The sequence below is a fragment of the Paraburkholderia sp. TE9906 genome (assembly GCF_056279605.1).
Window position 1 is genome coordinate 588,225 of record NZ_JBWCCT010000004.1, and the last position, 23,820, is coordinate 612,044.

Annotated in this window: 24 protein-coding genes; 18 read left to right on the forward strand and 6 right to left on the reverse strand. The window is 63.7% G+C overall.

Annotated elements, in window-relative coordinates; all coding sequences use genetic code 11:
- Window positions 1–43 precede the first annotated feature (43 nt).
- The 4 genes from moeA to ACZ9H4_RS13640 all read right to left on the reverse strand — a co-directional run bounded on the left by moeA (window position 44) and on the right by ACZ9H4_RS13640 (window position 6,625).
- On the reverse strand, window positions 44–1,345 hold the full coding sequence (moeA, locus tag ACZ9H4_RS13625; protein WP_476119263.1) for a molybdopterin molybdotransferase MoeA: 1,302 nt from the start codon (window positions 1,343–1,345) through the stop codon (window positions 44–46).
- A 61-nt stretch (window positions 1,346–1,406) separates the two neighbouring features.
- On the reverse strand, window positions 1,407–2,033 hold the full coding sequence (gene mobA / locus ACZ9H4_RS13630; RefSeq protein WP_476119264.1) for a molybdenum cofactor guanylyltransferase MobA: 627 nt from the start codon (window positions 2,031–2,033) through the stop codon (window positions 1,407–1,409).
- An 11-nt stretch (window positions 2,034–2,044) separates the two neighbouring features.
- Entirely contained in the window at window positions 2,045–3,154 is a 1,110-nt protein-coding gene (gene moaA / locus ACZ9H4_RS13635) for a GTP 3',8-cyclase MoaA (protein WP_476119265.1), read from the reverse strand.
- Between the two features lie 210 nt (window positions 3,155–3,364).
- Window positions 3,365–6,625, reverse strand: coding sequence for an Rne/Rng family ribonuclease (locus ACZ9H4_RS13640; protein WP_476119266.1), 3,261 nt, complete (start codon window positions 6,623–6,625; stop codon window positions 3,365–3,367).
- 732 nt (window positions 6,626–7,357) lie between these two features.
- Between ACZ9H4_RS13640 and ACZ9H4_RS13645 the strand changes: the two genes are divergently transcribed.
- From ACZ9H4_RS13645 to ACZ9H4_RS13660, 4 genes are read left to right on the forward strand one after another with little or no spacing between them, the layout of a single operon-like run.
- Window positions 7,358–8,383, forward strand: a complete 1,026-nt coding sequence (locus tag ACZ9H4_RS13645; protein ID WP_476119267.1) for an RluA family pseudouridine synthase — start codon at window positions 7,358–7,360, stop codon at window positions 8,381–8,383.
- Window positions 8,376–9,035, forward strand: a complete 660-nt coding sequence (locus tag ACZ9H4_RS13650; protein ID WP_168665143.1) for an HAD-IIIA family hydrolase — start codon at window positions 8,376–8,378, stop codon at window positions 9,033–9,035. Before ACZ9H4_RS13645 ends, ACZ9H4_RS13650 begins: the two co-directional genes overlap by 8 nt.
- Window positions 9,032–9,436 carry a Rieske (2Fe-2S) protein gene (locus ACZ9H4_RS13655; protein WP_476119268.1) on the forward strand — a complete coding sequence of 135 codons (405 nt, stop codon included), beginning with the start codon at window positions 9,032–9,034 and terminating at the stop codon, window positions 9,434–9,436. The genes ACZ9H4_RS13650 and ACZ9H4_RS13655 overlap by 4 nt, the downstream gene beginning before the upstream one ends.
- Before the next feature lie 32 nt (window positions 9,437–9,468).
- On the forward strand, window positions 9,469–10,473 hold the full coding sequence (locus ACZ9H4_RS13660; RefSeq protein ID WP_476119269.1) for a S49 family peptidase: 1,005 nt from the start codon (window positions 9,469–9,471) through the stop codon (window positions 10,471–10,473).
- A gap of 84 nt (window positions 10,474–10,557) precedes the next feature.
- Here the strand turns inward: ACZ9H4_RS13660 and ACZ9H4_RS13665 are convergent, their stop codons facing one another.
- Together ACZ9H4_RS13665 and ACZ9H4_RS13670 are read right to left on the reverse strand one after the other, a co-directional pair.
- Window positions 10,558–11,277, reverse strand: a complete 720-nt coding sequence (locus ACZ9H4_RS13665) for an SAM-dependent methyltransferase (RefSeq protein ID WP_408147079.1) — start codon at window positions 11,275–11,277, stop codon at window positions 10,558–10,560.
- The gene (locus ACZ9H4_RS13670) at window positions 11,274–11,891 is read right to left on the reverse strand and encodes a Maf-like protein (RefSeq protein WP_408147081.1); all 618 of its coding nucleotides are present in this window, start codon (window positions 11,889–11,891) and stop codon (window positions 11,274–11,276) included. Before ACZ9H4_RS13670 ends, ACZ9H4_RS13665 begins: the two co-directional genes overlap by 4 nt.
- A 257-nt stretch (window positions 11,892–12,148) precedes the next feature.
- On the opposite strand from ACZ9H4_RS13670, the gene ACZ9H4_RS13675 reads away from it, so the two are divergent.
- The 14 genes from ACZ9H4_RS13675 to ACZ9H4_RS13740 all read left to right on the forward strand — a co-directional run bounded on the left by ACZ9H4_RS13675 (window position 12,149) and on the right by ACZ9H4_RS13740 (window position 23,808).
- A complete protein-coding gene (locus ACZ9H4_RS13675) occupies window positions 12,149–12,793 on the forward strand; it encodes a DUF177 domain-containing protein (RefSeq protein ID WP_408325067.1) in 645 nt (214 codons plus the stop codon).
- Between the two features lie 101 nt (window positions 12,794–12,894).
- Window positions 12,895–13,074, forward strand: a complete 180-nt coding sequence (gene rpmF / locus ACZ9H4_RS13680; RefSeq protein WP_006051932.1) for a 50S ribosomal protein L32 — start codon at window positions 12,895–12,897, stop codon at window positions 13,072–13,074.
- Window positions 13,075–13,198: 124 nt separating this feature from the next.
- Window positions 13,199–14,305 (forward strand): phosphate acyltransferase PlsX, encoded by a 1,107-nt coding sequence (gene plsX, locus ACZ9H4_RS13685; RefSeq protein ID WP_408147085.1) that lies wholly within the window; start codon window positions 13,199–13,201, stop codon window positions 14,303–14,305.
- Window positions 14,305–15,294 (forward strand): beta-ketoacyl-ACP synthase III, encoded by a 990-nt coding sequence (locus tag ACZ9H4_RS13690; RefSeq protein ID WP_476119270.1) that lies wholly within the window; start codon window positions 14,305–14,307, stop codon window positions 15,292–15,294. The genes plsX and ACZ9H4_RS13690 overlap by 1 nt, the downstream gene beginning before the upstream one ends.
- Before the next feature lie 103 nt (window positions 15,295–15,397).
- On the forward strand, window positions 15,398–16,333 hold the full coding sequence (fabD, locus tag ACZ9H4_RS13695; protein ID WP_408155154.1) for an ACP S-malonyltransferase: 936 nt from the start codon (window positions 15,398–15,400) through the stop codon (window positions 16,331–16,333).
- 107 nt (window positions 16,334–16,440) lie between these two features.
- Window positions 16,441–17,187 (forward strand): 3-oxoacyl-ACP reductase FabG, encoded by a 747-nt coding sequence (gene fabG / locus ACZ9H4_RS13700; protein ID WP_408155152.1) that lies wholly within the window; start codon window positions 16,441–16,443, stop codon window positions 17,185–17,187.
- A 154-nt stretch (window positions 17,188–17,341) separates the two neighbouring features.
- Window positions 17,342–17,581, forward strand: coding sequence for an acyl carrier protein (acpP, locus tag ACZ9H4_RS13705; protein ID WP_121315318.1), 240 nt, complete (start codon window positions 17,342–17,344; stop codon window positions 17,579–17,581).
- A gap of 219 nt (window positions 17,582–17,800) precedes the next feature.
- Complete coding sequence (gene fabF, locus ACZ9H4_RS13710) at window positions 17,801–19,039, forward strand: beta-ketoacyl-ACP synthase II (protein WP_408147093.1); 1,239 nt, start codon at window positions 17,801–17,803, stop codon at window positions 19,037–19,039.
- A gap of 108 nt (window positions 19,040–19,147) precedes the next feature.
- Window positions 19,148–19,537: a protein YgfX gene (locus tag ACZ9H4_RS13715; RefSeq protein WP_476119271.1), complete on the forward strand. Its 390-nt coding sequence runs from the start codon at window positions 19,148–19,150 to the stop codon at window positions 19,535–19,537.
- A gap of 101 nt (window positions 19,538–19,638) precedes the next feature.
- Window positions 19,639–20,238, forward strand: a complete 600-nt coding sequence (gene rpoE / locus ACZ9H4_RS13720; protein ID WP_006051939.1) for an RNA polymerase sigma factor RpoE — start codon at window positions 19,639–19,641, stop codon at window positions 20,236–20,238.
- 82 nt (window positions 20,239–20,320) lie between these two features.
- Window positions 20,321–20,941, forward strand: coding sequence for a sigma-E factor negative regulatory protein (locus tag ACZ9H4_RS13725; protein WP_408155150.1), 621 nt, complete (start codon window positions 20,321–20,323; stop codon window positions 20,939–20,941).
- Window positions 20,942–20,945: 4 nt separating this feature from the next.
- Window positions 20,946–21,989 carry a MucB/RseB C-terminal domain-containing protein gene (locus ACZ9H4_RS13730; protein WP_408155207.1) on the forward strand — a complete coding sequence of 348 codons (1,044 nt, stop codon included), beginning with the start codon at window positions 20,946–20,948 and terminating at the stop codon, window positions 21,987–21,989.
- Between the two features lie 35 nt (window positions 21,990–22,024).
- Window positions 22,025–23,545 carry a DegQ family serine endoprotease gene (locus ACZ9H4_RS13735; RefSeq protein WP_408147098.1) on the forward strand — a complete coding sequence of 507 codons (1,521 nt, stop codon included), beginning with the start codon at window positions 22,025–22,027 and terminating at the stop codon, window positions 23,543–23,545.
- A complete protein-coding gene (locus ACZ9H4_RS13740; protein WP_408147170.1) occupies window positions 23,545–23,808 on the forward strand; it encodes a glutaredoxin family protein in 264 nt (87 codons plus the stop codon). The genes ACZ9H4_RS13735 and ACZ9H4_RS13740 overlap by 1 nt, the downstream gene beginning before the upstream one ends.
- Window positions 23,809–23,820: the final 12 nt, after the last annotated feature.

The window sequence follows — 23,820 nt, forward strand, 5'->3', positions numbered from 1 at the left end:
CAAAGCTGCAAAGTCGCTGGTGACCGCGCCGGGTCCGCAGGCGTCAGATCAGACCGTCGAACAGCATGATGGCGACGCGTTCTCCCTCGGCAATCGCGCCTTCGTCGTGACCGAGCACGATAAAGCAATTGGCCTCGCTCATCGAACTCAACACGCCCGAGCTTTGCGAGCCGGTCGGCGTGACATGCCACTGTCCGTGCGCGTCCTGTTCGGCGACACCGCGCTGGAATTCGGTGCGGCCGGCGCGCTTGCGAATCGCCTGGCGGCTCGCGGCGTGGATCGTCGGCAGCGGGTGCGGCGTTGCGCCGGACATCAGCAGCAGCACTTCGCGCACGATCTGATAGAACGCCACCATCACGGCGACCGGGTTGCCGGGCAAACCGAAAAATAGCGCAGGCAGCCCGACGCCCGGCCGCTCCCCGGACCAGATGCGGCCAAACGCAAGCGGACGGCCCGGGCGCATCGCCAGGCTCCAGAAGGCGACGTCGCCGAAGGTCCGCAGCAGTTGTTGCGTGAAATCGGCCTCGCCGACCGATACCCCGCCCGAGGTCAAGACCACGTCGGTGCTTGCCGCGGCGCTGCGCAATGCGGCTTCGAGCGCGGCGGGTTCATCACGCACCACGCCGAGGTCGAGCGTATCGACGTTCAGGCGCCGCAGCATCGCAAACAGCGTGTAGCGATTGCTGTCGTAGACGGAGCCCGGATCGAGCGGTTCGCCGAGCGAGCGCAATTCGTCGCCGGTCGAGAAGAACGCGACGCGCAAGCGCCGCCGCACATTCACTTCACCGATGCCGAGCGACGCCAGCAAACCAAGATCCGACGCGCGCAGGATGCGGCCGGCGCGCAGCGCGGCGTGGCCACGCGCGAGATCTTCGCCGGCGAGGCGCCGGTTGGCGCCCGGGGCCACGGCGTCGGCGGCAAAGCGGATCGATTCACCATCCGCGCTGCGCTCGACCAATTCCTGCGGCACGACGGTGTCGCAGTCCTGGGGCATGCAGGCGCCCGTCATCACGCGCACGCACTGGTTCGCGTCGACGCGGCTCGTGAAAGGATGCCCGGCCAGCGCTTTGCCGGCAATCGTCAAATCGATGCTGGATGAGTCGGTGGCGAGCGCTGCGCGCTGAAACGCGTAGCCGTCCATCGCGGAATTATCGTGCGAGGGGACGTCGATCGGCGACACGATGTCTGCCGCGAGCACGCGATCGAGCGCGTCGCGCAACGCTACGCGTTCGACGGCCGCAACCGGCGTGGCCCACTCACGAACAATCGCCTGAGCGGCCGAAACGGGGAGCGCGTGAGGATCGTACTGCGCGACGCAGCGGGAAAATTCGTTAAGCGTGGTCATGAAGAACTGGGCGTCGCGACCGGAGAAGGGCGCGGCATGTGCCGTGCGGCCGGGGCGGATCTCAACCGGGGCCTCGATTGCGTTCGAGGTCGGCGAGTTCTTGTAACGAGTTGGCATTGTAAAACGCGCGCTCGTCGGTAAAGACGACTTCCACCGTCGTGTGGCGTGCGTACCACGCGCGAACTTTCCGCTCGCCGGCAGTCAGAAACGCCGCCAGGTCGTTCGCGAGACTCGTGCGCAGCAGGGCGAACACCGGGTGAAGGGACGCTTCGCCGTCGGCGGCGACGGTCGTGACGGTAGCGATGTCCGCTTGCTGGGCGTCCAGCGCTTGCGCGAGGCGCGCGGCGAGGTCGGTGGGCAGCCACGGGGAGTCGCAGGGCGCGCTCAACAGATAGGCGGTGCCGGCAGCGCGCATGCCAGCGAGCAAACCCGCGAGCGGGCCCGGAAAGCCGGCCAGCGTATCGGCGACGACCGTCGCGCCAAACGGCGCGCCCAGTGCGGTGTAAGTGTCGGGATGGCGATTGGCGCTGATCAGCAGCGCGCTGGTTTGCGGTGCGAGGCGCCTCAGTACATGCACGGCGAGCGGCTCGCCGTGCAGCGTTTGCAGCCCCTTGTCGACGCCACCCATGCGCGTACCGCGGCCGCCCGCGAGCAACAGGCCGGTGATCTGTTCGCGCGTGGGTTGCATGCCGCGGCCGCTCAGCCGCCGATGTACGACATTTCGACGCGTCGGCTCGCCTGCTCGCTCGAATCGGCTGGCTGGCTGCCGCGCAGTTGCGAGTAGCGGTCGCTGCGGCCTTGCCAGATTTCGGCGACGGCGGTGGCGATGTCGGCGTCGCTCGCGCCGCCGCGCAGCAACGCTCGCAGGTCGTGGCCCGACGACGCGAACAGGCACAGGTACAGCTTGCCTTCGGTCGACAGCCGGGCGCGCGTGCAACTGCCGCAAAACGCCCGCGTGACGCTCGAAATCACGCCGATCTCGCCGCCGCCGTCCACGTAGCCCCAGCGCTGTGCGGTCTCGGCGGCGCTGTGCGCTTCGAGCGGAACGAGCGGGAACTGTTCGGCGATGCGCGTCACGACATCGGCGGAGGGCAGCACTTCGGTCATGTTCCAGCCGTTCGAGGTGCCGACGTCCATGTATTCGATGAAACGCAGCACCGCGTCCGAGCCTCTGAAATGACGCGCCATCGGCACGATTTCGCCGTCGTTGGTGCCGCGCTTGACGACCATGTTGACCTTGACCGGCGCGAGCCCGACCGCATGCGCCGCGGCGATCCCGTCCAGTACGTCGGCGACCGCGAAGTCGGCGTCGTTCATGCGGCGAAACAGCGTGTCGTCGAGCGCGTCCAGACTGACGGTCACGCGGGTCAGCCCGGCGTCCTTCAGACTGCGCGCCTTACGCTCCAGCAGCGAGCCGTTGGTGGTCAGTGTCAGATCGATAGGGCGGCCCGCCGGTGTGGTCAATTGTGCGAGCCGTTCGATCAGAAATTCCAGATTCTTGCGCAGCAGCGGCTCGCCGCCGGTCAGGCGGATCTTCTCGACGCCATGTGCGACGAAGAGTCGCGCAAGCTGTTCGATTTCCTCGAAGCTCAGCAACGCGCTATGTGGCAGGAACGCGTAATCCTTGTCGAACACCGCGCGCGGCATGCAGTAGACGCAGCGAAAGTTGCAGCGATCCGTCACCGAAATGCGCAGATCGCGCAGCGGGCGCGACAGCGTGTCGTGCAATACGCCACGGGGTGTCTGCGCCGGGCCGGCGATGACCGGCGCCGAGCTGAGATCGGCTACTGGGATGATGCGTCGGGACATGGAGTGCTTCGTCTGGGTGCTTGAGAGGACCTCTGAATAGTGAATTCTATCGGAAATGCGCCGAATCGCAGCCGGACTCCGGGCCGTGTCGGGGTATACGGGGAGCCGCAGGTCGAGCCGTTTGCGGCGTGGCGTTCGTGCCCACGTTCATACCTATGAAAACAAAAAGCCCGCCGGTGAGGGCGGGCTTTTTGGGTGCAGACGGGCGGCTTACTGCGGATGCTTGCCCGTTTCCACCTGTTGCATCGGCGCGTTGTCGAGCGGCGGCAGCGGCTTACGCTCACGCACCCGGCGAGCCGGCTTGACGGTCTGTGCAGCGGCTTCCTGCGCGGCAAGCAGCTTGTCGGCGTCGGTGTTCACCCAGACGAGACCGGCTTGTTCCAGTACCGGCTTCAGGGCTTCTGCCGACACGGCGCCGGTACGCGGTGCCTGCGGTTCCTGCGGTGCGGTAACGGGCGCCGGCTCGATCACGGCCGGTTGCTCCGCCGGCACCACTGCCGGCTGCGATTCGACGATCTCGGCCTGCGGCACCGGTGCAACTGCGGGTGCCTCGACTGCCACGGCCGGAGCCGGGGTGTCGACCGGAGCCGGTGTGGCCGGGGCTTCAACCACCGGCGCAACTGCCGGCGTTTCGATCTGCACTTGAGCCGGAGCTTCGGCGCGTGCCACCGGTTCGACCAGCGAAACCGTCTCGCTGGCGGCCGGTGCGGCTTGCGCGGGTTCGACCGGTGCGACTGCGGCTTGTGCCGCCGGCGCTTCCACGACCGGCTCGACCACAGCCGGGGCGACCGGCGCCTGCTCGACGGGCACGATGGTTTCCGTCTTCGCAGCTTTCTCGACGGCCAGAGCCGGCGTTTCGGTTGCCGCGTGCAGTTCGGTCACGACGGCGGTTTCGGTCGCGACAGCGGCGACCACCACTTCGACCGGCGTCACGTCTTTTGCTTCGCTGACCTCGGCTTTATGCTCGACCGGCTGACGAGCCGTGCGCACCTGCGCGTCGTCGCTGACGTTGGCATTATCGCCTTCAGCTTCCGCGACGTCCGCTGCGAGGTTGCCGTTCACGTCCTCTTCACGCTCACGACGGCCACCGCGACGGCCGCGACGGCGACGACGACGCTCTTCACCTTCAGCGGTCACCGCTTCCTGATCGACCGGCGCGCCGTTTTCGCTCAGCGCAACCTGGTTGCGCGCGAGTTCGTCCGCTGCTTGCGCGTCGGGTTGCGCGGTGGTCAGCGCATCCGTGGTTTCGGTTTGCTGCTTGCGGCGTTCGCCGCGCTCAGCACGCTCGCCACGTTCACGGCGCTCGCCGCGTTCCTGGCGTTCGCCACGCTCGGCGCGCGGGGCGCCTTCGACAGCTTCCGCACGATCCGTACCGCGATTGTCGCGGCCCTCGCGCGCTTCACGCGGCTCGCGCGGCTCGCGCGGCTCACGGCCTTCGCGGGCCTCACGCGGCTCACGTGCTTCACGATTGCCACGCGGTTCACGCGGCTCGCGGCCTTCGCGTGCTTCACGCGGTTCGCGTTCCTCGCGACGCTGCGACGGCTGCTGGCCTTGAGCCTGACGGCCGCCGGTCGTGCCTTCGCCGCGACCCGCCGCATCACGGCCACCTGCGCCGCCACGGCGATTGCGGTTGCGATCGCCGCCGCGTTCGCCGGTGCGCTCACCGCGCTCCGTGCGTTCGCCGCGTTGCGGACGCGCCTGCTTCTCGGTCGTAGCCGGCGCGACAGGCGCCGGTGCTGTCGGCTGCATGCCGAACAGGTTCTTCAGCCAGCCGATGAAACCGCCGTTCGCCGGGGTGACCGCGACCGGAGCCGGGGTTGCCGCCGGACGAACCGGCGCGCTCGGCGCCGGCTTTTCAGGCGTGATGCCCTTCACCGCCGCTTCCTGTTTCGGCTTCACTTCCTCGGCGCGCTTGCTGTAGCCGGTTTCCGATTCCAGCTCGCGAGCCGCTTCTTCGGCCATCTTCCACGAAGCGCGCGGATCGTCGAGGCGCGCATCGTCGTGACGCAGGCGCTCGAGCTTGTAATGCGGCGTGTCGAGGTGCTTGTTCGGGATCAGGACGACATTGACCTTGAAACGCGACTCGATCTTGTTGATTTCGGCGCGCTTTTCGTTCAACAGGAAGGCGGTCACTTCGACCGGCACCTGGCAGTGGATCGCCGCGGTGTTTTCCTTCATTGCTTCTTCCTGAATAATCCGCAGCACTTGCAGCGCGGACGATTCGGTATCGCGGATGTGGCCCGTGCCGTTACAGCGCGGGCAGGTCACGTGGCTGCCTTCCGACAGGGCCGGGCGCAGACGTTGACGCGACAGCTCCATCAGGCCGAAGCGCGAGATCTTGCCCATCTGGACGCGCGCGCGGTCATGCTTGAGCGCGTCTTTCAGGCGCTGCTCGACTTCACGCTGGCTCTTGGCCGACTCCATGTCGATGAAGTCGATCACGATCAGGCCGCCCAGGTCGCGCAGACGCAACTGGCGGGCGACTTCGTCGGCGGCTTCGAGGTTGGTGCGCGCGGCCGTCTCCTCGATGTCGGCGCCCTTGGTCGCGCGCGCCGAGTTCACGTCGATCGCGACCAGCGCTTCGGTGTGGTCGATCACGATTGCGCCGCCCGAGGGCAGCGGCACCGTGCGCGAGTACGCCGTTTCGATCTGGTGTTCGATCTGGAAGCGCGAGAAGAGCGGCACGTCGTCGTGGTAGCGCTTCACTTTGCTGACGTTGTCCGGCATCACGATGTCCATGAAGGCGCGGGCCTGGTCATGGATTTCGGTGGTGTCGATCAGGATTTCGCCGATGTCCGGCTGGAAATAGTCGCGGATCGCGCGGATCACGAGGCTCGATTCGAGATAGATCAGCATCGGCTGGCCACTCGAACCGCTTTGCGACGCGGCTTCGATCGCGCGCCACAGCTGCATCAGGTAGTTCAGATCCCACTGCAGTTCTTCGGCGCTGCGGCCGATGCCGGCCGTGCGCGCGATGATGCTCATGCCTTCCGGCAATTGCAGCTGCGCCATGGTTTCGCGCAGTTCCTGACGGTCATCGCCTTCGATCCGGCGCGACACGCCGCCGCCGCGCGGGTTGTTCGGCATCAGAACCAGATACCGGCCGGCGAGCGAAATGAAGGTGGTGAGGGCCGCGCCCTTGTTGCCGCGCTCTTCCTTTTCGACCTGGACGATCAGTTCCTGACCTTCCTTCAGCGCGTCCTGAATGCGCGCGGAGCGCATGTCGACGCCGTCGCGGAAATACTGGCGGGCGACTTCCTTGAACGGCAGGAAGCCATGGCGGTCTTCGCCGTAGTTGACAAAGCACGCTTCGAGCGAAGGCTCGATGCGAGTAATGATGCCCTTGTAAATATTGCCTTTGCGCTGTTCGCGGCCGGCGGTTTCGATGTCGATATCGATGAGTTTCTGCCCATCGACGATGGCGACGCGCAGTTCTTCCTGCTGCGTCGCGTTGAACAACATTCGTTTCATTGATCGGCTCCAGAGCGGCTTAGCTTGCCCTCGGCTGCGCGGTTGTCAGTCGCGAGAGCCTTGAGGGTAGCGGCATGCCGCGCCTTATTGTGTTTTCACAAGCACGCTGGAGCGGGAAAAATGGCGGGAGAATTGCCTGAGAGGGCCCGGCCCCATTAAAAAATGGGCGCGGTGCCGCAGGGCACATGCGAACACGGCTTCAAATAACGACCCGACACGCCGCGGGTTCTGCCGGCAGACCTTCATAAGCCTTTCGTCCACTCTCGCCGGTGCGCCAACTGGGCGCGTGACCGGAGGGTCGGAGGCTGCGGTCATGCCGCAGCGGGAAGTTCGCGCAGGCGGCGCGTCTTTTCCTGCTGGGGGTGTCTCGCCTCATTTTGACGTCGCCATGTCTTGTATTTTCTACAAGACGCCTCGGGCGCACGCCGTATTTTCGCAACCTGCAGCTTCGTACAGTTGGGCGTCCAACCGCCCGATACCGAAGCTGAAAGTTAAATTCTTTTTTACCAAAATTCCGTTACCGTCGAAGCCGACCTTGACCGAACGCGCCTGTGGGCGCCGTCCCTGCCGGGTACCGACTTCGTGCGTGCAACTTGTTGCATCTCATTTGAGGGTGAGCAACCAGACCCCGGCGCAAGTAAAATAACGGTTTATCGCTTGCACCTGCGCAATCCGCCCGAATTCCGGTCACTGCGCCGGCCGCCGCAGACTGCTGGGCAAATTATATTCAGAATGAAAGAGTTAGGCAAAATATCCCAGAAATCGGTCGCAAGCGACCAGGTCTCGATGATCGAGATCGACGACAGCGCGGCCGGACAGCGCATCGACAACTTCCTCTTGCGCGTCTGTAAAGGCGTGCCCAAGAGCCATATCTATCGCATTCTGCGTAGCGGCGAAGTGCGGGTGAATAAGGGCCGGATAGACGCGCAGTACCGGCTCGAGCTGGGCGACCTGGTGCGCGTGCCGCCCATCCGCGTCGCGCAGCCGAACGAAGCCGCCGCGCAGGCGCCCGTGCCGCACGCCAACTTCCAGATCATTTTCGAAGACGACCACATGCTCGTCATCGACAAGCCGGCCGGCGTCGCGGTTCATGGCGGCAGCGGCGTCGCCTTCGGCGTCATCGAGCAGATGCGCGAAGCGCGGCCGCAGGCGAAATTCCTGGAACTGGTGCATCGGCTGGATCGCGAGACCTCCGGCATCCTGATGCTCGCCAAGAAGCGCAGCGCGCTCGTCAATCTGCACGAGCAGATTCGCGAGAACAAAATGGATAAGCGCTACTATGCTTGCGTCCACGGCGAGTGGGCGAGCGACTGGGGCCGCCGCCGCGCAGTCAGGGAGCCGCTGCACAAGTATCTGACCGCAGACGGCGAGCGCCGCGTGCGCGTGCAGGCGGACGGTCTCGCGTCGCACACGGTTTTCAATCTGATCGACCGCTGGCGGGAGTACGCGCTGCTCGAGGCGGAACTCAAGACCGGCCGCACGCATCAGATCCGCGTTCATTTGCAGCATCTGGAACTGCCGATAGTCGGCGACGCCAAGTACGGAGACTTCGCGCTGAACAAGGCGCTGGCGCGCGCTAACGCCAAACCCGGTCTGAAGCGCATGTTCCTGCACGCTTACCGGCTGAAACTCGCGCATCCGGCCACTGGTGCGCCGTTACAGTTCGAGGCGCCGCTGCCGGCCGAGTGCCGCGGCTTCATTGCACAGCTCAACGAATCACGAAATGGGTCACACCCGGAGACGACACCGCATGGCTAGAGAGCAATTTGATCTGATCGTCTTCGATTGGGACGGCACGTTGATGGATTCGACCGCGCACATCACGCGCAGCATCCAGGCGGCCTGCCGCGATCTCGGCCTGCCGGTTCCCGCCGACGAAGCCGCGAGCTACGTGATCGGCCTCGGCCTGCGCGAAGCCCTGCAGATCGCCGCGCCGACGCTTGACCCGTCCGAATACCCGCGACTGGCCGAGCGTTATCGCTTCCATTATCTGGTGAAGGATCAGACCACCGAGTTGTTCGCCGGCGTGCGCGAAATGCTGCAGGAGTTGCGCGATCAGGGCTATCTGCTGGCCGTGGCGACGGGCAAGAGCCGCGTCGGGCTGAATCGCGCACTCGACCAGTCGCGCCTGATCAGCCTGTTCGACGGCACCCGCTGCGCCGACGAGACCTTCTCGAAGCCACATCCCGCCATGCTGCACGAGCTCACGCGCGAACTGGGGCAGGATCCGGCGCGCACCGTGATGGTCGGCGATACGACGCATGATCTGCAAATGGCGATCAATGCGGGTGTCGCGGGTATCGCCGTGACCTATGGGGCGCATCCGGCCGGCTCGTTGAGCGCGCTGTCGCCGAAATTCATCGCGCCGAGCGTGAGCGCGTTGTCTGGCTGGCTGCAAGAGAACGCATGAGTACCGACATGGCCGAAGCGGCAGCCCAAGCCGTTCGCGTTTGCGCGGCGGAAGATCTGGTCGACGGCGGCGCGGGCGTGAGATGCGCCGCGCGGCTCGGCGGCGGTGACGCCGTGGTGTTTTTCGTTCGCTACGACGGCCGCCCCTACGGCTACCTGAACCGATGCGCGCACGTGCCGATGGAGCTTGACTGGGCGGAAGGGCAGTTCTTCGAATCGTCCGGTTTATACTTGATGTGTGCGACACATGGCGCGATTTACGCGCCGGATACGGGCAAATGCGTCGGTGGTCCGTGCCGCGGCGGCAGATTGCGTCCGGTTCAGGTGGAGGAGCGGGATACGCCGGAAGGCCGCGCTGTATTCTGGCTCCCCGACGGCGAATTGAGTCCTGCCACGTCCTGATTTTTCTCCCTTCGATCTTTCCAGAACCCCGCATGTCCGACAATTTGACTCCCGAGCCGCAGGACCCGTCCCCGACCGGCCGCTCCCGCTTGCCCGCCGATGAGCCCGGCTGGGAACGGGCGGCGCTCGAGCGTATCGCGCTCGCGGCAATCACCGAACAGCGCGCCGCGCGCCGCTGGAAGATTTTTTTCCGGTTTCTCTTTCTGGTCGTCCTGCTGCTGGCCGTTTGGGGCGCGTTCAGCTTTTCCGGCGACCGGGTCGCGGTCACGGGCCGTCACACGGCCATGATCGCACTTGACGGGGAAATATCGGCAGATACGAACGCGAACGCCGAAGATGTCAGCGCGGCATTGCAAGGCGCGTTCGAGGATTCGGGCACGGCCGGGGTGATCCTGCGGTGCAACAGCCCGGGCGGTAGTCCGGTGCAGGCAGGGATCATTTATAACGAGATTCGCCGGTTGCGCGCGAAGTATCCGTCGATTCCGCTCTATGCGGTCGTCGGCGATATGTGCGCGTCGGGCGGCTACTATGCGGCCGCGGCGGCTGACAAGATCTTTGTGGATAAGGCGAGCATCGTCGGTTCGATCGGCGTACTGATGGACAGCTTCGGTTTCACGGGCTTGATGGACAAGCTGGGGATTCAACGCCGTCTGCACACATCCGGCGAGAACAAGGGCTTTTTCGATCCGTTCTCGCCAGAAACGCCGAAGATGGACGCGCATGCGCAGGAGATGCTCGATCAGATCCACGCGCAGTTCATCGACGCGGTGCGCCAGGGGCGCGGCAAGCGTCTGCATGAAACGCCGGACATGTTCTCGGGCCTGTTCTGGACGGGGCAAAAGAGTGTCGAATTGGGCCTCGCCGACGGTTTCGGCGACGCGGACCATGTGGCGCGTGATCTTTTCAAGGCGCCGGATATCGTCGATTACACCGTGAAAGAGAGCATTACGGACCGTGTTGCGCGCAAATTCGGTGCGGCAGTCGGCAGCGGCGCCGTCAAGGCGATGGCGCTCGGGGAAAAACTGAACCTGCGTTGATCAGCTATATGTGTGTAAAAGCCCCGCGTGATCACTGGCGATCAGCGGGGCTTTTTTGCGCGTGGGAGCGTGTTTGGCGCAGCGTCAAACCGCCAGAATCAGGAAAATGGCCGGCCGTTTGTGCAGATCGAGCGCCGGTTTCTTCTTCCAGTCGGCCACGGTGCGGCTGGCGATGATTTCCGTGTCCAGCGTCAGGTCGACTGCCACGCATACGAGCGTGGACGGTGCGCATGTCGCCAGCAACGTGTCGAGCAGTTGGCGATTCCGGTAAGGCGTCTCAATAAAAATCTGCGTCTGCTTGCCCTTGCGCGACTGCTGTTCCAGGTCGCGCAGGCGCTTGGCGCGCTCGGCGGCGTCGACCGGCAGGTAGCCGTGGAACGCGAAGCTCTGGCCGTTGAGCCCAGAAGCCATCAGGGCCAGCAGGATCGAACTCGGTCCGACGAACGGCACGACTTTCACGCCGCGTTCATGCGCGCGGCGCACCAGCAGCGCACCCGGGTCCGCGACGGCCGGACAGCCCGCTTCGGAGACCAGACCCGCGTCCGTACCGGCGAGAAGCGGCGCGAGCAGCTTGTCGATTTCGCCTGCCGGCGTGTTGACGTTCAATTCGCGAATCTCGATTTCCTGGATCGGCTTTTCGGTGCCGACTTTCTTCAGGAACGCGCGCGTGGTTTTCGCGTTTTCGCCGATGTAGTAATGGAGTGCCGCCGCGCGGGCGCGTACCGGCGCGGGCAGGACGGCGTCGAGCGCGTCGGCGTCGCCTTCGCCGAGCGTGTTGGGAATCAGATAGAGCGTGCCGCTCATTGCGCCTCCAGGAGTGGGTAGCCCGCCGCCAGCAACATGCGTGTCAGTGCGATCAAGGGCAGGCCGACGAGGGCGGTGGGGTCGTCGGAATGGATGGCTTCGAGCAGTGCGATGCCGAGCCCTTCGCACTTGGCGCTGCCTGCGACGTCATAGGGCGTTTCGGCCCGTAAATAGGCTTCGAGCGCGACGTCCGGCAGATCGCGAAACTGCACGCGGGTAGTCACGTCGATGGTCTGCGCGGTGCCCGAGCGGCTATCGAACAGACACAGCGCACTATGAAACAGCACTTCGCGACCGCGCATTGCCTGCAATTGCGCGAGCGCTTTGTCGTGCGAGCCGGGTTTGCCGATCTGCAGGCCGTCATAGGTGGCGACCTGGTCGGAGCCGATCACGAGCGCGGCGTCGGCGCCGCCGAGTGGGCCGGCCACCGCGCGGGCCTTGGCCTCGGCGAGCCGCAACGCGGTGACTTCGGGTGTTTCGCCGGCGAGCGGCGTCTCATCGATCGCCGGCACGACGACATCGAAGGGAACGCGCAGGCGTTCGAGCAGCTCGCGACGATACGGCGAACTCGACGCCAGAATCAGGCGTGGCGGGCGATTGGGGGAGTCTGGCATGGTCAACCAACGGCTAGAGAGGCGGGGGCGTACGGGGTTGCGCGGAGCTCGCGCGCGTACGGGCTTAAGTGTTTGACTCGAAAAGACAAAACGGATATGATTTTGGGCTTTTCATCGGTATGCTTGCGCTAGGCGAGTCCCGGTGTGTTCTATAAAAGCTCCGTGCGAGCAGGCATGGAACACAGTGCCGCGGGCTTTACGGGCTGTCTCGCAAACCGGTTTACCCCGGCGAAATCCTTGCCGACGCAGGAGCGCACATGACTCAACATCCTGGCAACCCTGCTGGTCTGCCCGACCCGCATGAGCTCGATCTGTTCGAATTTGCGCGAAGTGGGCGTCAGGCCGCGGGTGTCGTGCGCGTCTCGCAACTGCCGCGCATGTTAAACGAAGTCCCGGCAGAAGCGCCAGACCGCGATACCGCGTTCACCTGGCAAGCCGAAGGGACGACGCAACCGGAATTGCAGGATGACGGCACCGAGGGTCCCCAGCCTTATTTGAGGATGGCGGTTCACGGCGCCGCATGGCTCGAATGTCAGCGGTGCATGACGCCGTATTCGCAGGCGTTCAACGTCGATGCAACTTACCGGATCGTCAACACCGAGGCGGAAGCCGAAGAGTTTCCGCTCGACGAGGATGAAGTCGAAGTGATCGTGGGCTCGCGCCAGTTCGATCTCACCGACTTGATCGAAGAAGAGTTGCTGCTTTCCTTGCCGCTTGTGCCAAAGCACGAGGTCTGTCCCGAGGTGCACGAGAGCCTGGTCTCTGGTGTGGCCGGTGCCGAAGGCGAGGCCGACGAAGCCGCGCAGGACGAAGCTGGTGAGGGCGACGAGCCCAAGCGGCCCAATCCGTTCGCGGCGCTCGAAAGTCTCAAGCGCGGTGAGCCGGGCGACAAGAAGCACTGAACAGTTGCATGGGAGCGCGATACGGGCGCATTGGCCATTCGGCCGATGGCGGACACCGGATCGGGCTGTGTTAGAATTCGGAAAATTTTTAGGAGTTAGTCATGGCAGTTCAGCAAAATAAGAAGTCGCCGTCGAAACGCGGTATGCACCGTTCGCACGATTTCCTGACGGCAGCGCCGCTGGCCGTGGAACCGAGCACGGGCGAAGTGCATCTGCGTCACCACGTTAGCCCGAACGGCTACTATCGCGGCAAGAAAGTCGTCAAGACGAAGAACGACTAATCGTTTCACTGCGTTGCGCCCTTTGGCGTTTCGCGTGGCGATCGGCTCGCTTGACATTTTCCTGGTTCGGCAAAAAGGCGGCATTCAACTGCCGCTTTTTTGTGCCTGAAATTCGTCGCACTCCATGACAGTAAAGCTCACGATAGATTGCATGGGAGGCGACCACGGCCCGTCCGTGACCGTTCCCGCTGCCGTCAACTTCGTTCGTTCGCATCCCGACGCGCAGCTGCTGCTCGTCGGCATTGAAAGTGCGATTCGTGCGCAGCTGAAGAAGTTGAAGGCTCAGGACCTTCCGGCGCTGACCGTCGTGCCTGCTTCCGAGATCGTCGCGATGGACGATCCGGTCGAGGTCGCGCTGCGCAAGAAAAAAGATTCGTCCATGCGCGTGGCGTTGAACCGCGTCAAGGAAGGCGAGGCGCAAGCCTGCATTTCCGCCGGCAACACCGGCGCGCTGATGGCGGTCTCGCGTTACGTGCTGAAGACGCTGTCGGGCATTGAACGTCCGGCCATCGCGTTCGCACTACCCAATCCCGACGGCTACACGATGATGCTCGACCTGGGTGCCAACGTCGACTGCGAGCCGCAGCATCTGCTGCAGTTCGCCGAGATGGGGCACGCGCTCGTGTCCGCACTCGAAAGTAAGGAGCGCCCCACCATCGGGCTGCTCAACATCGGCGAAGAAGTCATCAAGGGCAACGACACCATCAAACGTGCCGGCGAACTGCTGCGCGCGAGTACACTTAACTTTCACGGCAACGTCGAAGGTAACGATATCTTCAAAGGTACGGTCGACGTCATCGTCTGCGACGGTTTTGTCGGCAATGTCGCGCTGAAGACGTCGGAAGGTCTCGCGCAGATGCTGACCAACATCATCAAGGAAGAGTTCGGACGTTCGTGGCTCACCAAGGTGATGGCGGTGCTCGCGATGCCGGTATTGATGCGCTTCAAGAAACGCGTCGACCATCGGCAATACAACGGCGCGGCGCTGCTCGGCCTGCGCGGACTGGTCATCAAAAGCCACGGTTCCGCCGATGCCTACGGGTTTGAGTGGGCTATCAAACGCGGGTATGATGCCGTCAAAAACGGCGTGCTGGAGCGCCTTGCGCGAGCGATGGAAGAGAACGCAGGTTCTCTCGAACAGGCAGCGCGCGACGCAAGCGGTGCGGGTCACGCAAGCCCGATCGCCGGCCAGCCTGCCGAGCCCTACGCTGCGCAATCCTCGAAGGCATAATGGCTCAATCCACAATTTATTCCCGCGTGCTGGGTACCGGCAGCTATCTGCCGCCCAACCGCGTCACCAATCAGGACCTGGCTGAACGTCTCGCCAGCCAGGGCGTCGAGACGAGCGACGAATGGATCGTCGCCCGCACGGGTATCCATGCGCGCCACTTCGCCGAACCTGACGTCACGACCAGCGATCTCGCATTGATCGCATCGCAGCGCGCGATCGAAGCGGCTGACATCGATCCGCAGTCCATCGATCTGATCATCGTCGCAACCTCCACGCCGGACTTCGTGTTTCCGAGCACGGCGTGTCTGTTGCAGAACAAGCTCGGCATCAAGAACCACGGCGCCGCGTTCGACGTGCAGGCCGTCTGTTCCGGTTTCGCGTACGCAGTGGCGACGGCGGACAGCTTCATTCGCAGCGGCCAGCATCGCACGGCGCTCGTGATCGGCGCGGAAACCTTCTCGCGCATTCTCGACTTCAACGACCGCACCACCTGCGTGCTGTTCGGCGATGGCGCGGGCGCAGTGATCCTGCAGGCGTCCGAAGAGCCGGGCGTGCTTGCGAGCGCATTGCACGCGGACGGCAGTCATTCGAACATTCTCTGCACGCCGGGTAACGTGAACGGCGGTGTGGTCGCCGGTAGCGCGTTCCTGCACATGGACGGGCAAGCGGTGTTCAAGCTCGCCGTCAACGTGCTCGAAAAGGTCGCGGTCGAGGCGCTCGAGAAAGCCAATCTGACAGCCGGGCAGATCGACTGGCTGATTCCGCATCAGGCCAATATCCGCATCATGCAAAGCACTTGCCGCAAGCTCGGCTTGCCGCAGGAACGCATGGTCGTCACGGTGGGCGAGCACGGCAATACGTCGGCTGCGTCCATTCCGCTCGCATTTGACGTCGCGGTGCGCGACGGCCGCATCAAGCGCGGCCAGAACGTGCTGATCGAAGGCGTCGGCGGCGGCTTCACCTGGGGCGCGTCGGTTATCCGCTTCTGATAGCGGCGACGCAACGAGCGGCGCTGCTTGCGGCGTCCGCGTGGCGGCGTGAGGTCGACGCCGCGCGCCACCCACATCTGACTAAATCGATTTTGGGGACGATATGAAATTTGCGTTCGTTTTTCCTGGGCAGGGCTCGCAGTCGGTCGGCATGCTCAACGCATTCGCCGATCACGCGATCGTGCGCGAGACGGTTCAGGAAGCGTCCGACGCGCTCAATCAGGACCTCGGCAAGCTGATTGCCGAAGGCCCTGCCGAAGATCTGAATCTCACCACCAACACCCAGCCGGTCATGCTGACCGCGGCCTACGCGATCTATCGCGCGTGGCAGCAGGCAGGCGGCCCGGCGCCGGCGATCGTCGCAGGCCACAGCCTCGGCGAATACACCGCACTGGTCGCCGCTGGCGCGATCGCATTCCGCGATGCCGTGCCGCTCGTGCGTTTTCGCGCGCAAGCGATGCAAACCGCGGTGCCGGTCGGCGAAGGCGCCATGGCCGCGATTCTCGGCCTTGACGACGACACGGTGCGCGCAGTGTGCGCGGAAGCGTCGGTGGCGGGTATCGTCGAAGCGGTGAATTTCAATGCGCCTGCGCAAGTCGTGATCGCCGGCCATAAGGCTGCGGTCGAAAAGGCCTGCGAGGTTGCGAAGGCGAAGGGCGCGAAGCGCGCGTTGTCGCTGCCGGTCTCGGCGCCGTTCCACTCGTCGCTGCTCAAGCCGGCGTCGGACCAGTTGCGCGAGTATCTGGCGAGCGTCAATGTGCAGGTGCCGGCCATTCCCGTCATCAACAACGTCGATGTCGCCGTGGTCAACGAACCGGCCGCGATCAAGGATGCGCTGGTGCGCCAGGCAGCCGGCGCAGTGCGCTGGGTCGAGAGCGTTCAGGCGATGAGCGCACAGGGCGTCACGCACGTGATCGAGTGTGGTCCGGGCAAGGTCCTTGCGGGTTTGACCAAGCGTATCGACGGCAATCTGGTCGGCGCGTCGGTGTTCGATCCGGTGTCGCTCGAAGAAACGCTGAAGCTCGTGACGGCAGGCTGAAGGCCGCGTCACATCGTAAGCGCCGGAAGAGCGGCGCTTGAGCGCCGCCGCATCACGCATCGGCATCAGGAATCAATCAGCCCTTAGACGGGCATCCGGACTGACAGATGGAAAAGACTCTCGACAAGCAGATCGCGATCGTGACGGGCGCCTCGCGCGGCATCGGCCGTGCGATCGCCATGGAACTGGCGCGCCAGGGCGCGACGGTGATCGGTACGGCGACCAGCGAAAGCGGCGCCACGGCGATCACCGAAGCGTTTACTGCGGCCGGCGTGAACGGTCGCGGCGCGGTGCTCGACGTGAACGACGCGGCTGCGGCGGAAGCGCTGATCGAAGGCGCCGTGAAGGAATTCGGCGCGCTGCACGTGCTGGTGAACAATGCGGGCATCACGCAGGATCAGCTTGCCATGCGCATGAAAGACGACGACTGGGACGCGGTGATCGACACCAACCTGAAGTCGGTGTTCCGTCTGTCGCGCGCGGTGCTGCGCCCGATGATGAAGGCGAAGGGCGGCCGCATCATCAACATCACTTCGGTAGTCGGCTCGTCCGGCAACCCTGGGCAGATCAACTACGCCGCCGCCAAAGCGGGCGTTGCGGGTATGACGCGTTCGCTCGCACGCGAGATCGGCAGCCGTAACATCACCGTGAATTGCGTTGCGCCGGGCTTCATCGATACCGACATGACCAGGGGTCTGCCGGAAGAGCAGCAGACCGCGCTGAAAACGCAAATTCCGCTGGGCCGTCTCGGCAGTCCAGAAGATATCGCGCATGCCGTCGCGTTCCTTGCGTCGCCGCAAGCGGGGTATATCACCGGCACGACGCTGCATGTGAACGGCGGAATGTACATGTAGTAGCCAAATTCGGTTACTATCCGCGCCTTGACGCGTTTGCAAAAGCGTAAGGCGCATGCCTTGACAGGAACCCGATGCGCTGCTTTTTTGCCGGGTCAAACCTGATAAAATGCGCGCACCTGTATTTTTGAACTTCTTTTCCCTTGGAGGGGTAATGGACAATATCGAACAGCGCGTCAAGAAGATCGTCGCAGAACAACTGGGCGTTGCGGAAGCTGAAATCAAGAACGACGCTTCGTTCGTGAACGACCTCGGCGCCGACTCGCTCGACACCGTTGAGCTCGTGATGGCCCTCGAAGACGAATTCGGCATGGAAATTCCGGATGAAGAAGCCGAGAAGATCACCACCGTTCAGCAAGCGATCGACTACGCTCGCGCGAACGTCAAGGCCTAAAGTCATTCGCGCCTGCGTTTCTGCGCTGGCGGCGTATGACGCCCTGCCGTGTCGGTTGCCGACGCCAGCGGGGCTGGCGCTATTTGCCGTGCAGGAGCCAGCGATGCTGACAGCGCAAATTTTCGCGCGATTGCCGACTTAACAGCCACAGGGCGCACAGGGCAGATTCCTGTGGCCGCTGTGGCTTTTGCTTTTGTCATCTATGAAAAAGGGGTTACCGTGAGCCGCCGTCGTGTTGTTGTTACAGGCCTGGGGCTGATTTCGCCTGTTGGCAATAATGTTGCCGACGGCTGGGCCAATCTGGTCGCCGGCAAGTCGGGTATTGCCAATATCACGAAGTTCGATGCGTCGAACTTTTCGACTCGTTTCGCCGGCGAGGTGAAGGGCTTCAATATCGAGGACTACATCCCCGGTAAGGAAGCGCGCCATATGGATACGTTCATCCATTACGGCGTGGCTGCCGGCATCCAGGCGATGCAGGACAGCGGCCTCGAAGTCACCGACGAGAATTCGGAGCGTATCGGTGTGGTGGTCGGTTCGGGCATCGGCGGTCTGCCGATGATCGAAGTGACGCAAACCGAACTGCTCAATCGTGGCCCGCGCCGTATTTCGCCGTTCTTCGTGCCGGCGTCGATCATCAACATGATCTCCGGCCATCTGTCGATCAAGTTCGGCATCAAGGGTCCGAATCTCGCCATCGTCACTGCATGTACTACGGGTCTGCATTGCATCGGCGAGGCTTCGCGCCTGATCGAATACGGCGACGCCGACGTGATGATCGCGGGCGGTGCGGAATCGACCGTGTCGCCGCTCGGTGTCGGCGGCTTTGCGGCGGCGCGCGCGCTGTCGCAACGCAATGACGATCCGGCCACCGCAAGCCGTCCGTGGGACAAGGACCGCGATGGTTTCGTGCTGGGCGAGGGCGCCGGCGTGATGGTGCTCGAAGAGTACGAACACGCGAAGGCGCGCGGTGCGAAGATTTACGCCGAAGTCAGTGGTTATGGGATGAGCGGCGACGCCTATCACATGACCGCGCCGCTGGAAGACGGCGACGGCGCACGCCGCTGCATGCTGGCCGCTTTGAAGAACGCGGGCATCAATGCCGATCAGGTGAATTACCTGAACGCGCACGGCACGTCCACGCCGCTCGGCGACCTGGCTGAAACCACCGGCATCAAGCGTGCGTTCGGCGATCACGCCAAAGACATGGTCGTGAACTCGACCAAGTCGATGACGGGCCACCTGTTGGGTGGCGCGGGCGGTCTGGAGTCGGTGTTCACCGTGCTGGCCGTGCATCATCAGGTGTCGCCGCCGACTATCAACATCTTCAATCAGGATCCGGCCTGCGATCTCGATTACTGCGCGAACACCGCGCGGGAGATGAAGATCGACGTCGCGCTGAAGAACTCGTTCGGGTTCGGCGGCACGAACGGCACGCTGGTCTTCAAGCGCGCCTGATCGCCTGAACGGGTGACGCGCCACTCGACGACGCCGGCCCGGCCGGCGTTCTCCCTTGCATCGGCAACGCCCGAAGGAGCGACGCAGCGGATCGCGCTGCGTCGCTCCTTGTCCATTCGCCTGGCATTGGGAATCTTCGTGCTGATTGCGACGGCGGCCGTCTACACCAGCGTCGCGTCGCATCTTGGCGCGTGGCAAGCCGTTCCGTTGACGCTTGCCGTGGGGGCGTTGCTCACGCTTTGTGAGATCAGGTATGAGCGTGCGCAGCCAGTCGCGCTGCGTATCGGTCGGGATGCGTTATCGGTCTGGGGCCGCTCAGGCACGCTGCTGGCACAGGGGCGGATCTCCGGCTGTTCACAGTGGAGTGGCCGCTTGCTGGTCCTCGCGCTCAAACCGGAAGAGGGACGTGCGAACACCTTGCTGCTTGCCGCCGACTCGCTTCCGGCGCCCGTTTTCCGTGAATTGTCGGTGTTGGGCCGACGCGCCGCTGGCGCCTGACTGTAACGACTGTAACCGCTGTTACCGGAGTAACGTGCCCTCATGATGGGAACGCTACAATGGTGCCCCGCCATGCGCCCTATAGTTAACGGATTTATCAGGTGAGCGAAAAAGAAATTGATCAGGTGCTGGTCGAACGCGTCCAGAAGGGCGACAAGGCCGCGTTCGAGCTTCTGGTCTCCAAATACCACCGCAAGATTCTCAGGCTGATCTCACGCCTCGTGCGAGACCCCGCCGAAGTGGAGGATGTCGCGCAGGACGCCTTCATCAAGGCGTACCGGGCGTTGCCGCAGTTTCGCGGGGAATCGGCTTTCTATACGTGGTTGTACCGGATTGCGGTCAACACGGCAAAGAACTACCTTGCCACCCAAGGGCGGCGGGCACCCACTTCGACCGAAGCAGATGCTGAAGAAGCTGAAACTTTCTCGGACGCCGACCAACTAAGGGATATCAACACGCCTGAGTCGATGTTGATGAGCAAGCAGATCGCTGAGACGGTCAATGCTGCGATGGCGGTTTTACCGGAAGAGTTGCGCACCGCCATTACTCTTCGTGAAATTGAAGGTTTGAGTTACGAGGAAATCGCTGAGATGATGGGTTGCCCGATCGGCACTGTCAGATCACGAATTTTCCGCGCTCGCGAAGCCATTGCGGCAAAATTGCGTCCGTTGCTTGACACACCTGAAGGCAAGCGCTGGTAATTCCCAGCCGGCCGATCGGGGCACGGCTGCAATATCTGGATTAGTGGTGTCACTACGGGGTATTTGTAAGATGGGGAGCATCATGGGGTCAGTCTCGATGCAATCGCAAGCCAGCTCGCGCGGCGAGCGTCTGTCCGCTTTTGTCGACGGTGAGCTGTTCGGCGAAGAGCATCTGAATCTGGACAAGTTTCTTTCCGGGCTGGACGGTGAAGACCGTGCGGCTTGGTCGAGCTATCACCTGATCGGCGACGCGCTGCGTTCCGACGATCTGGCGATCAGCCCAGCAACCAGCAGCGCGTTCCTGAACGGTTTCTCCGCGCGCTTCGACAACGAGCCGCACGTGCTTGCGCCTGCTGCCATGCCGGTCGCGCGTCGTCTGCTGGCGCTGCGCCGCCGTGTCGTGCCGGCTTTTGCCGTGGCGGCCGCTGCCGCTACGCTGACGTGGATCGTCGTGCCGCAACTGCAGGGCGTGCCGGGCGGTCCGGGCGCGCAACTCGCATCGGTTCATGGCGATTCGGTGCAGCGCGTGGCGATGGTGCCGGTGCCGGCGGCGGCTCAGCCGATCGCGCAGGACGCGAACATCATCCGTGACGCGAGTCTCGATCAATATCTGGAAGCTCACCAGCAATTCGCGCAACAACCGGTCATGACGGGCTCGATGCCGGTGATTCGCGCTGCCTCAGTCTCTACGCAAGGCCAATAGTTTGATGCAGACTCTGCGGTTGAATAAAACGACTATCTGGGGGCGGCTGCCGGCATTTCTGTTCTGCGCAGCCGTATTGTTGTCCGCCACACCGCGGGTCTTTGCACAAACCGCCGATCCGCTCGTCGTCCGTCGCACGGCTGCGGATCTGCTCGATCGCATCCATCAGGCCGCTCAGCAGCAGAACTACGAAGGCGCGTTCGTCTATCAGCGCGGCAATTTCGTGCAGACTTCGCGTATCGCGCATTACTCGACCCATTCTGACGGCGAATTCGAGCAACTCGAAAGTCTCGACGGCAAGCCGCGCAAAATGCTGCGCCATAACGACGACCTCTACACGTTCGTGCCGGAGCGGCGTTTGCTGGTGGTCGAGAAGCGTCAGAACAAGGACTCGTTCCCGGCATTGCTTGCGGTGAGCGGTGAACAGGTTCTGTCCGTCTATGAGCCGAAGCTGCTCGGAGACGACCGCGTCGCGGGCGTCGACAGCCAGGTGATCGAGCTCGATCCGAAAGACGCGTATCGCTTTGCTTACAAGCTGTGGGCCGACAAGAAGACCGGCCTGCTGTTGCGCGCGCAGACGCTCGACCCGAACGGCCAGGTGCTCGAGCAACTGTCGTTTTCCCAGATTCGCATCGGTGTGCCAGTCGACAAGGCCGGCATCGTCAACGGAATTCGTAATACGGCGGGGTGGACCGTGGTGCGTCCGCCGGTCGAACCCGTCGACATGGCCGCGCAAGGCTGGCAGATCGCGCCGACCGTGCCGGGCTTCCGGATGATTCGTCAGTTGCGCCGCCCAATGGCTGCACGCGAAGCGGGTCAGCCGACCATTCCGGTGGACCAGGCCGTGTTCTCCGACGGCCTCGCGGCCATTTCAGTGTTCATCGAACCGGTCGAGAACAACACGCGCAAGGAAGGCTCGGGCAACAGCGGCGCCACACACGTGCTCGTCAAGCGCCGGGGTGACTTCTGGATTACTCTGCTTGGTGAAGTGCCCCAGACCACATTGCAGCAATTCGCCGCTGCCATAGAATACAAATCTCCGAAGTAACCCTCCGAATCCTGAATCCCTCGGCTTGCTACGATATGACGACTTTCTCGGTGCGCAAATTCCTCGCGGCCGCGGTGGTAGCGGCGTGTTTGCCGCTCGTACCGCAAACGGCGTCGGCGGTTCCTGCCGCCAATCTGCCCGACTTCACTGATCTGGTCGACAAGGTCGGCCCGGCGGTCGTCAACATCCGCACGACCACGCGCGTGTCGAACAGCGGTCCCCGCAGCGGCCTGCCCCCGGGTATGGACGATGGCGACATGTCGGAATTTTTCCGCCGTTTCTTCGGCATTCCGTTGCCACAGTCGCCACAGTCCCCTCAGTCCCCCGGTTCGCCGCGTGGCGGCGACAACGGCAGTGGCAGCGGCGGCAGTCAGGACACGCCGGATAGCAATGATCCGGAACAGAACAGCGGCGTCGGCTCGGGCTTCATCCTGTCGGCCGACGGCTACGTGATGACTAACGCCCACGTCGTCGACGATGCGGACACCATCTACGTCACGCTGACGGACAAACGCGAATTCAAGGCGAAGCTGATCGGTGTCGACGACCGCACCGACGTCGCCGTCGTGAAGATCAGCGCCGCCAATCTGCCGACTATTACCATCGGCGACTCGAACAAGGTGCGTGTGGGCGAGTGGGTGGTCGCGATCGGCTCGCCGTTCGGTCTCGAGAATACGGTGACGGCCGGCATTGTCAGCGCGAAGGGGCGCGACACGGGCGACTATCTGCCGTTCATCCAGACCGACGTGGCCGTCAATCCCGGCAACTCGGGCGGTCCGCTGATCAACATGCAAGGCGAAGTGATCGGCATCAACTCGCAGATCTATAGCCGCACCGGCGGATTCATGGGCATCTCGTTCGCGATTCCGATCGACGAGGCGATGCGCGTGGCCGATCAGCTGAAGAGTTCGGGCAAGGTGGTGCGCGGCCGTATCGCGGTGGCGATCGGCGAAGTCACCAAAGACGTCGCCGATTCGCTCGGTCTGCCCAAGGCGCAGGGCGCACTGGTCAGCAGCGTCGAGCCGGGCGGCCCGGCGGATAAGGCCGGCGTGCAGCCGGGCGACATCATCCTGAAGTTCAACGGTCATTCGGTCGACACGGCAACGGACCTGCCGCGTATGGTCGGCGAAACGAAGCCGGGCACCAGGTCGACGATCACGATCTGGCGTAAGGGGCAAACACGCGATTTGCCGGTCACGATTGCCGAGATGCAGCCGGACAAGACCGCGAAGGCGGATCAGAAGAAGCCGCAGCCGCCGAAGCAGCGCGCGACGAATGCGTTGGGTCTGGCCGTCAGCGACATCCCGGCTGATCAGTTGAAGGCGCTGAAGCTGCAGAATGGCGTGCAGATCGACGCAGTGGACGGCCCGGCGACCCGCGTCGGCCTGCAGAAGGGCGACATCGTTCTGCGGGTGGGCGATACGGACATTACGAGCGCGAAGCAGTTCGACGAACTGAGTGCGCATCTTGATTCGACGAAGATGGTCGCGCTGCTGGTTCGTCGTGGCGAGAACACGCAGTTCGTGCCGATCCGTCCGCGAAGCGCGCAGAAATGATGAGCCAGGCGGCGCCGCTCACGCTCTACGGGCGGGCGTGGTGCCACCTCTGCGACGATATGCGCGCCGCGCTCGAGCCGTTGCTGGCCGAATTCGGCGCGCAGGTCGAGGTGGTGGACGTCGATAGCGATCCGGTGCTGGAAGCCCGTTACAACGAACGGGTGCCGGTTCTGGTCTGCGACGGCGTCGAGTTGTGTCACTATCACCTCGATGCAGCGCGGGTTCGCGCCGCACTGGCCTTGCGTGTCGTCACGACCCGCTGAAGCTGCTCCCGA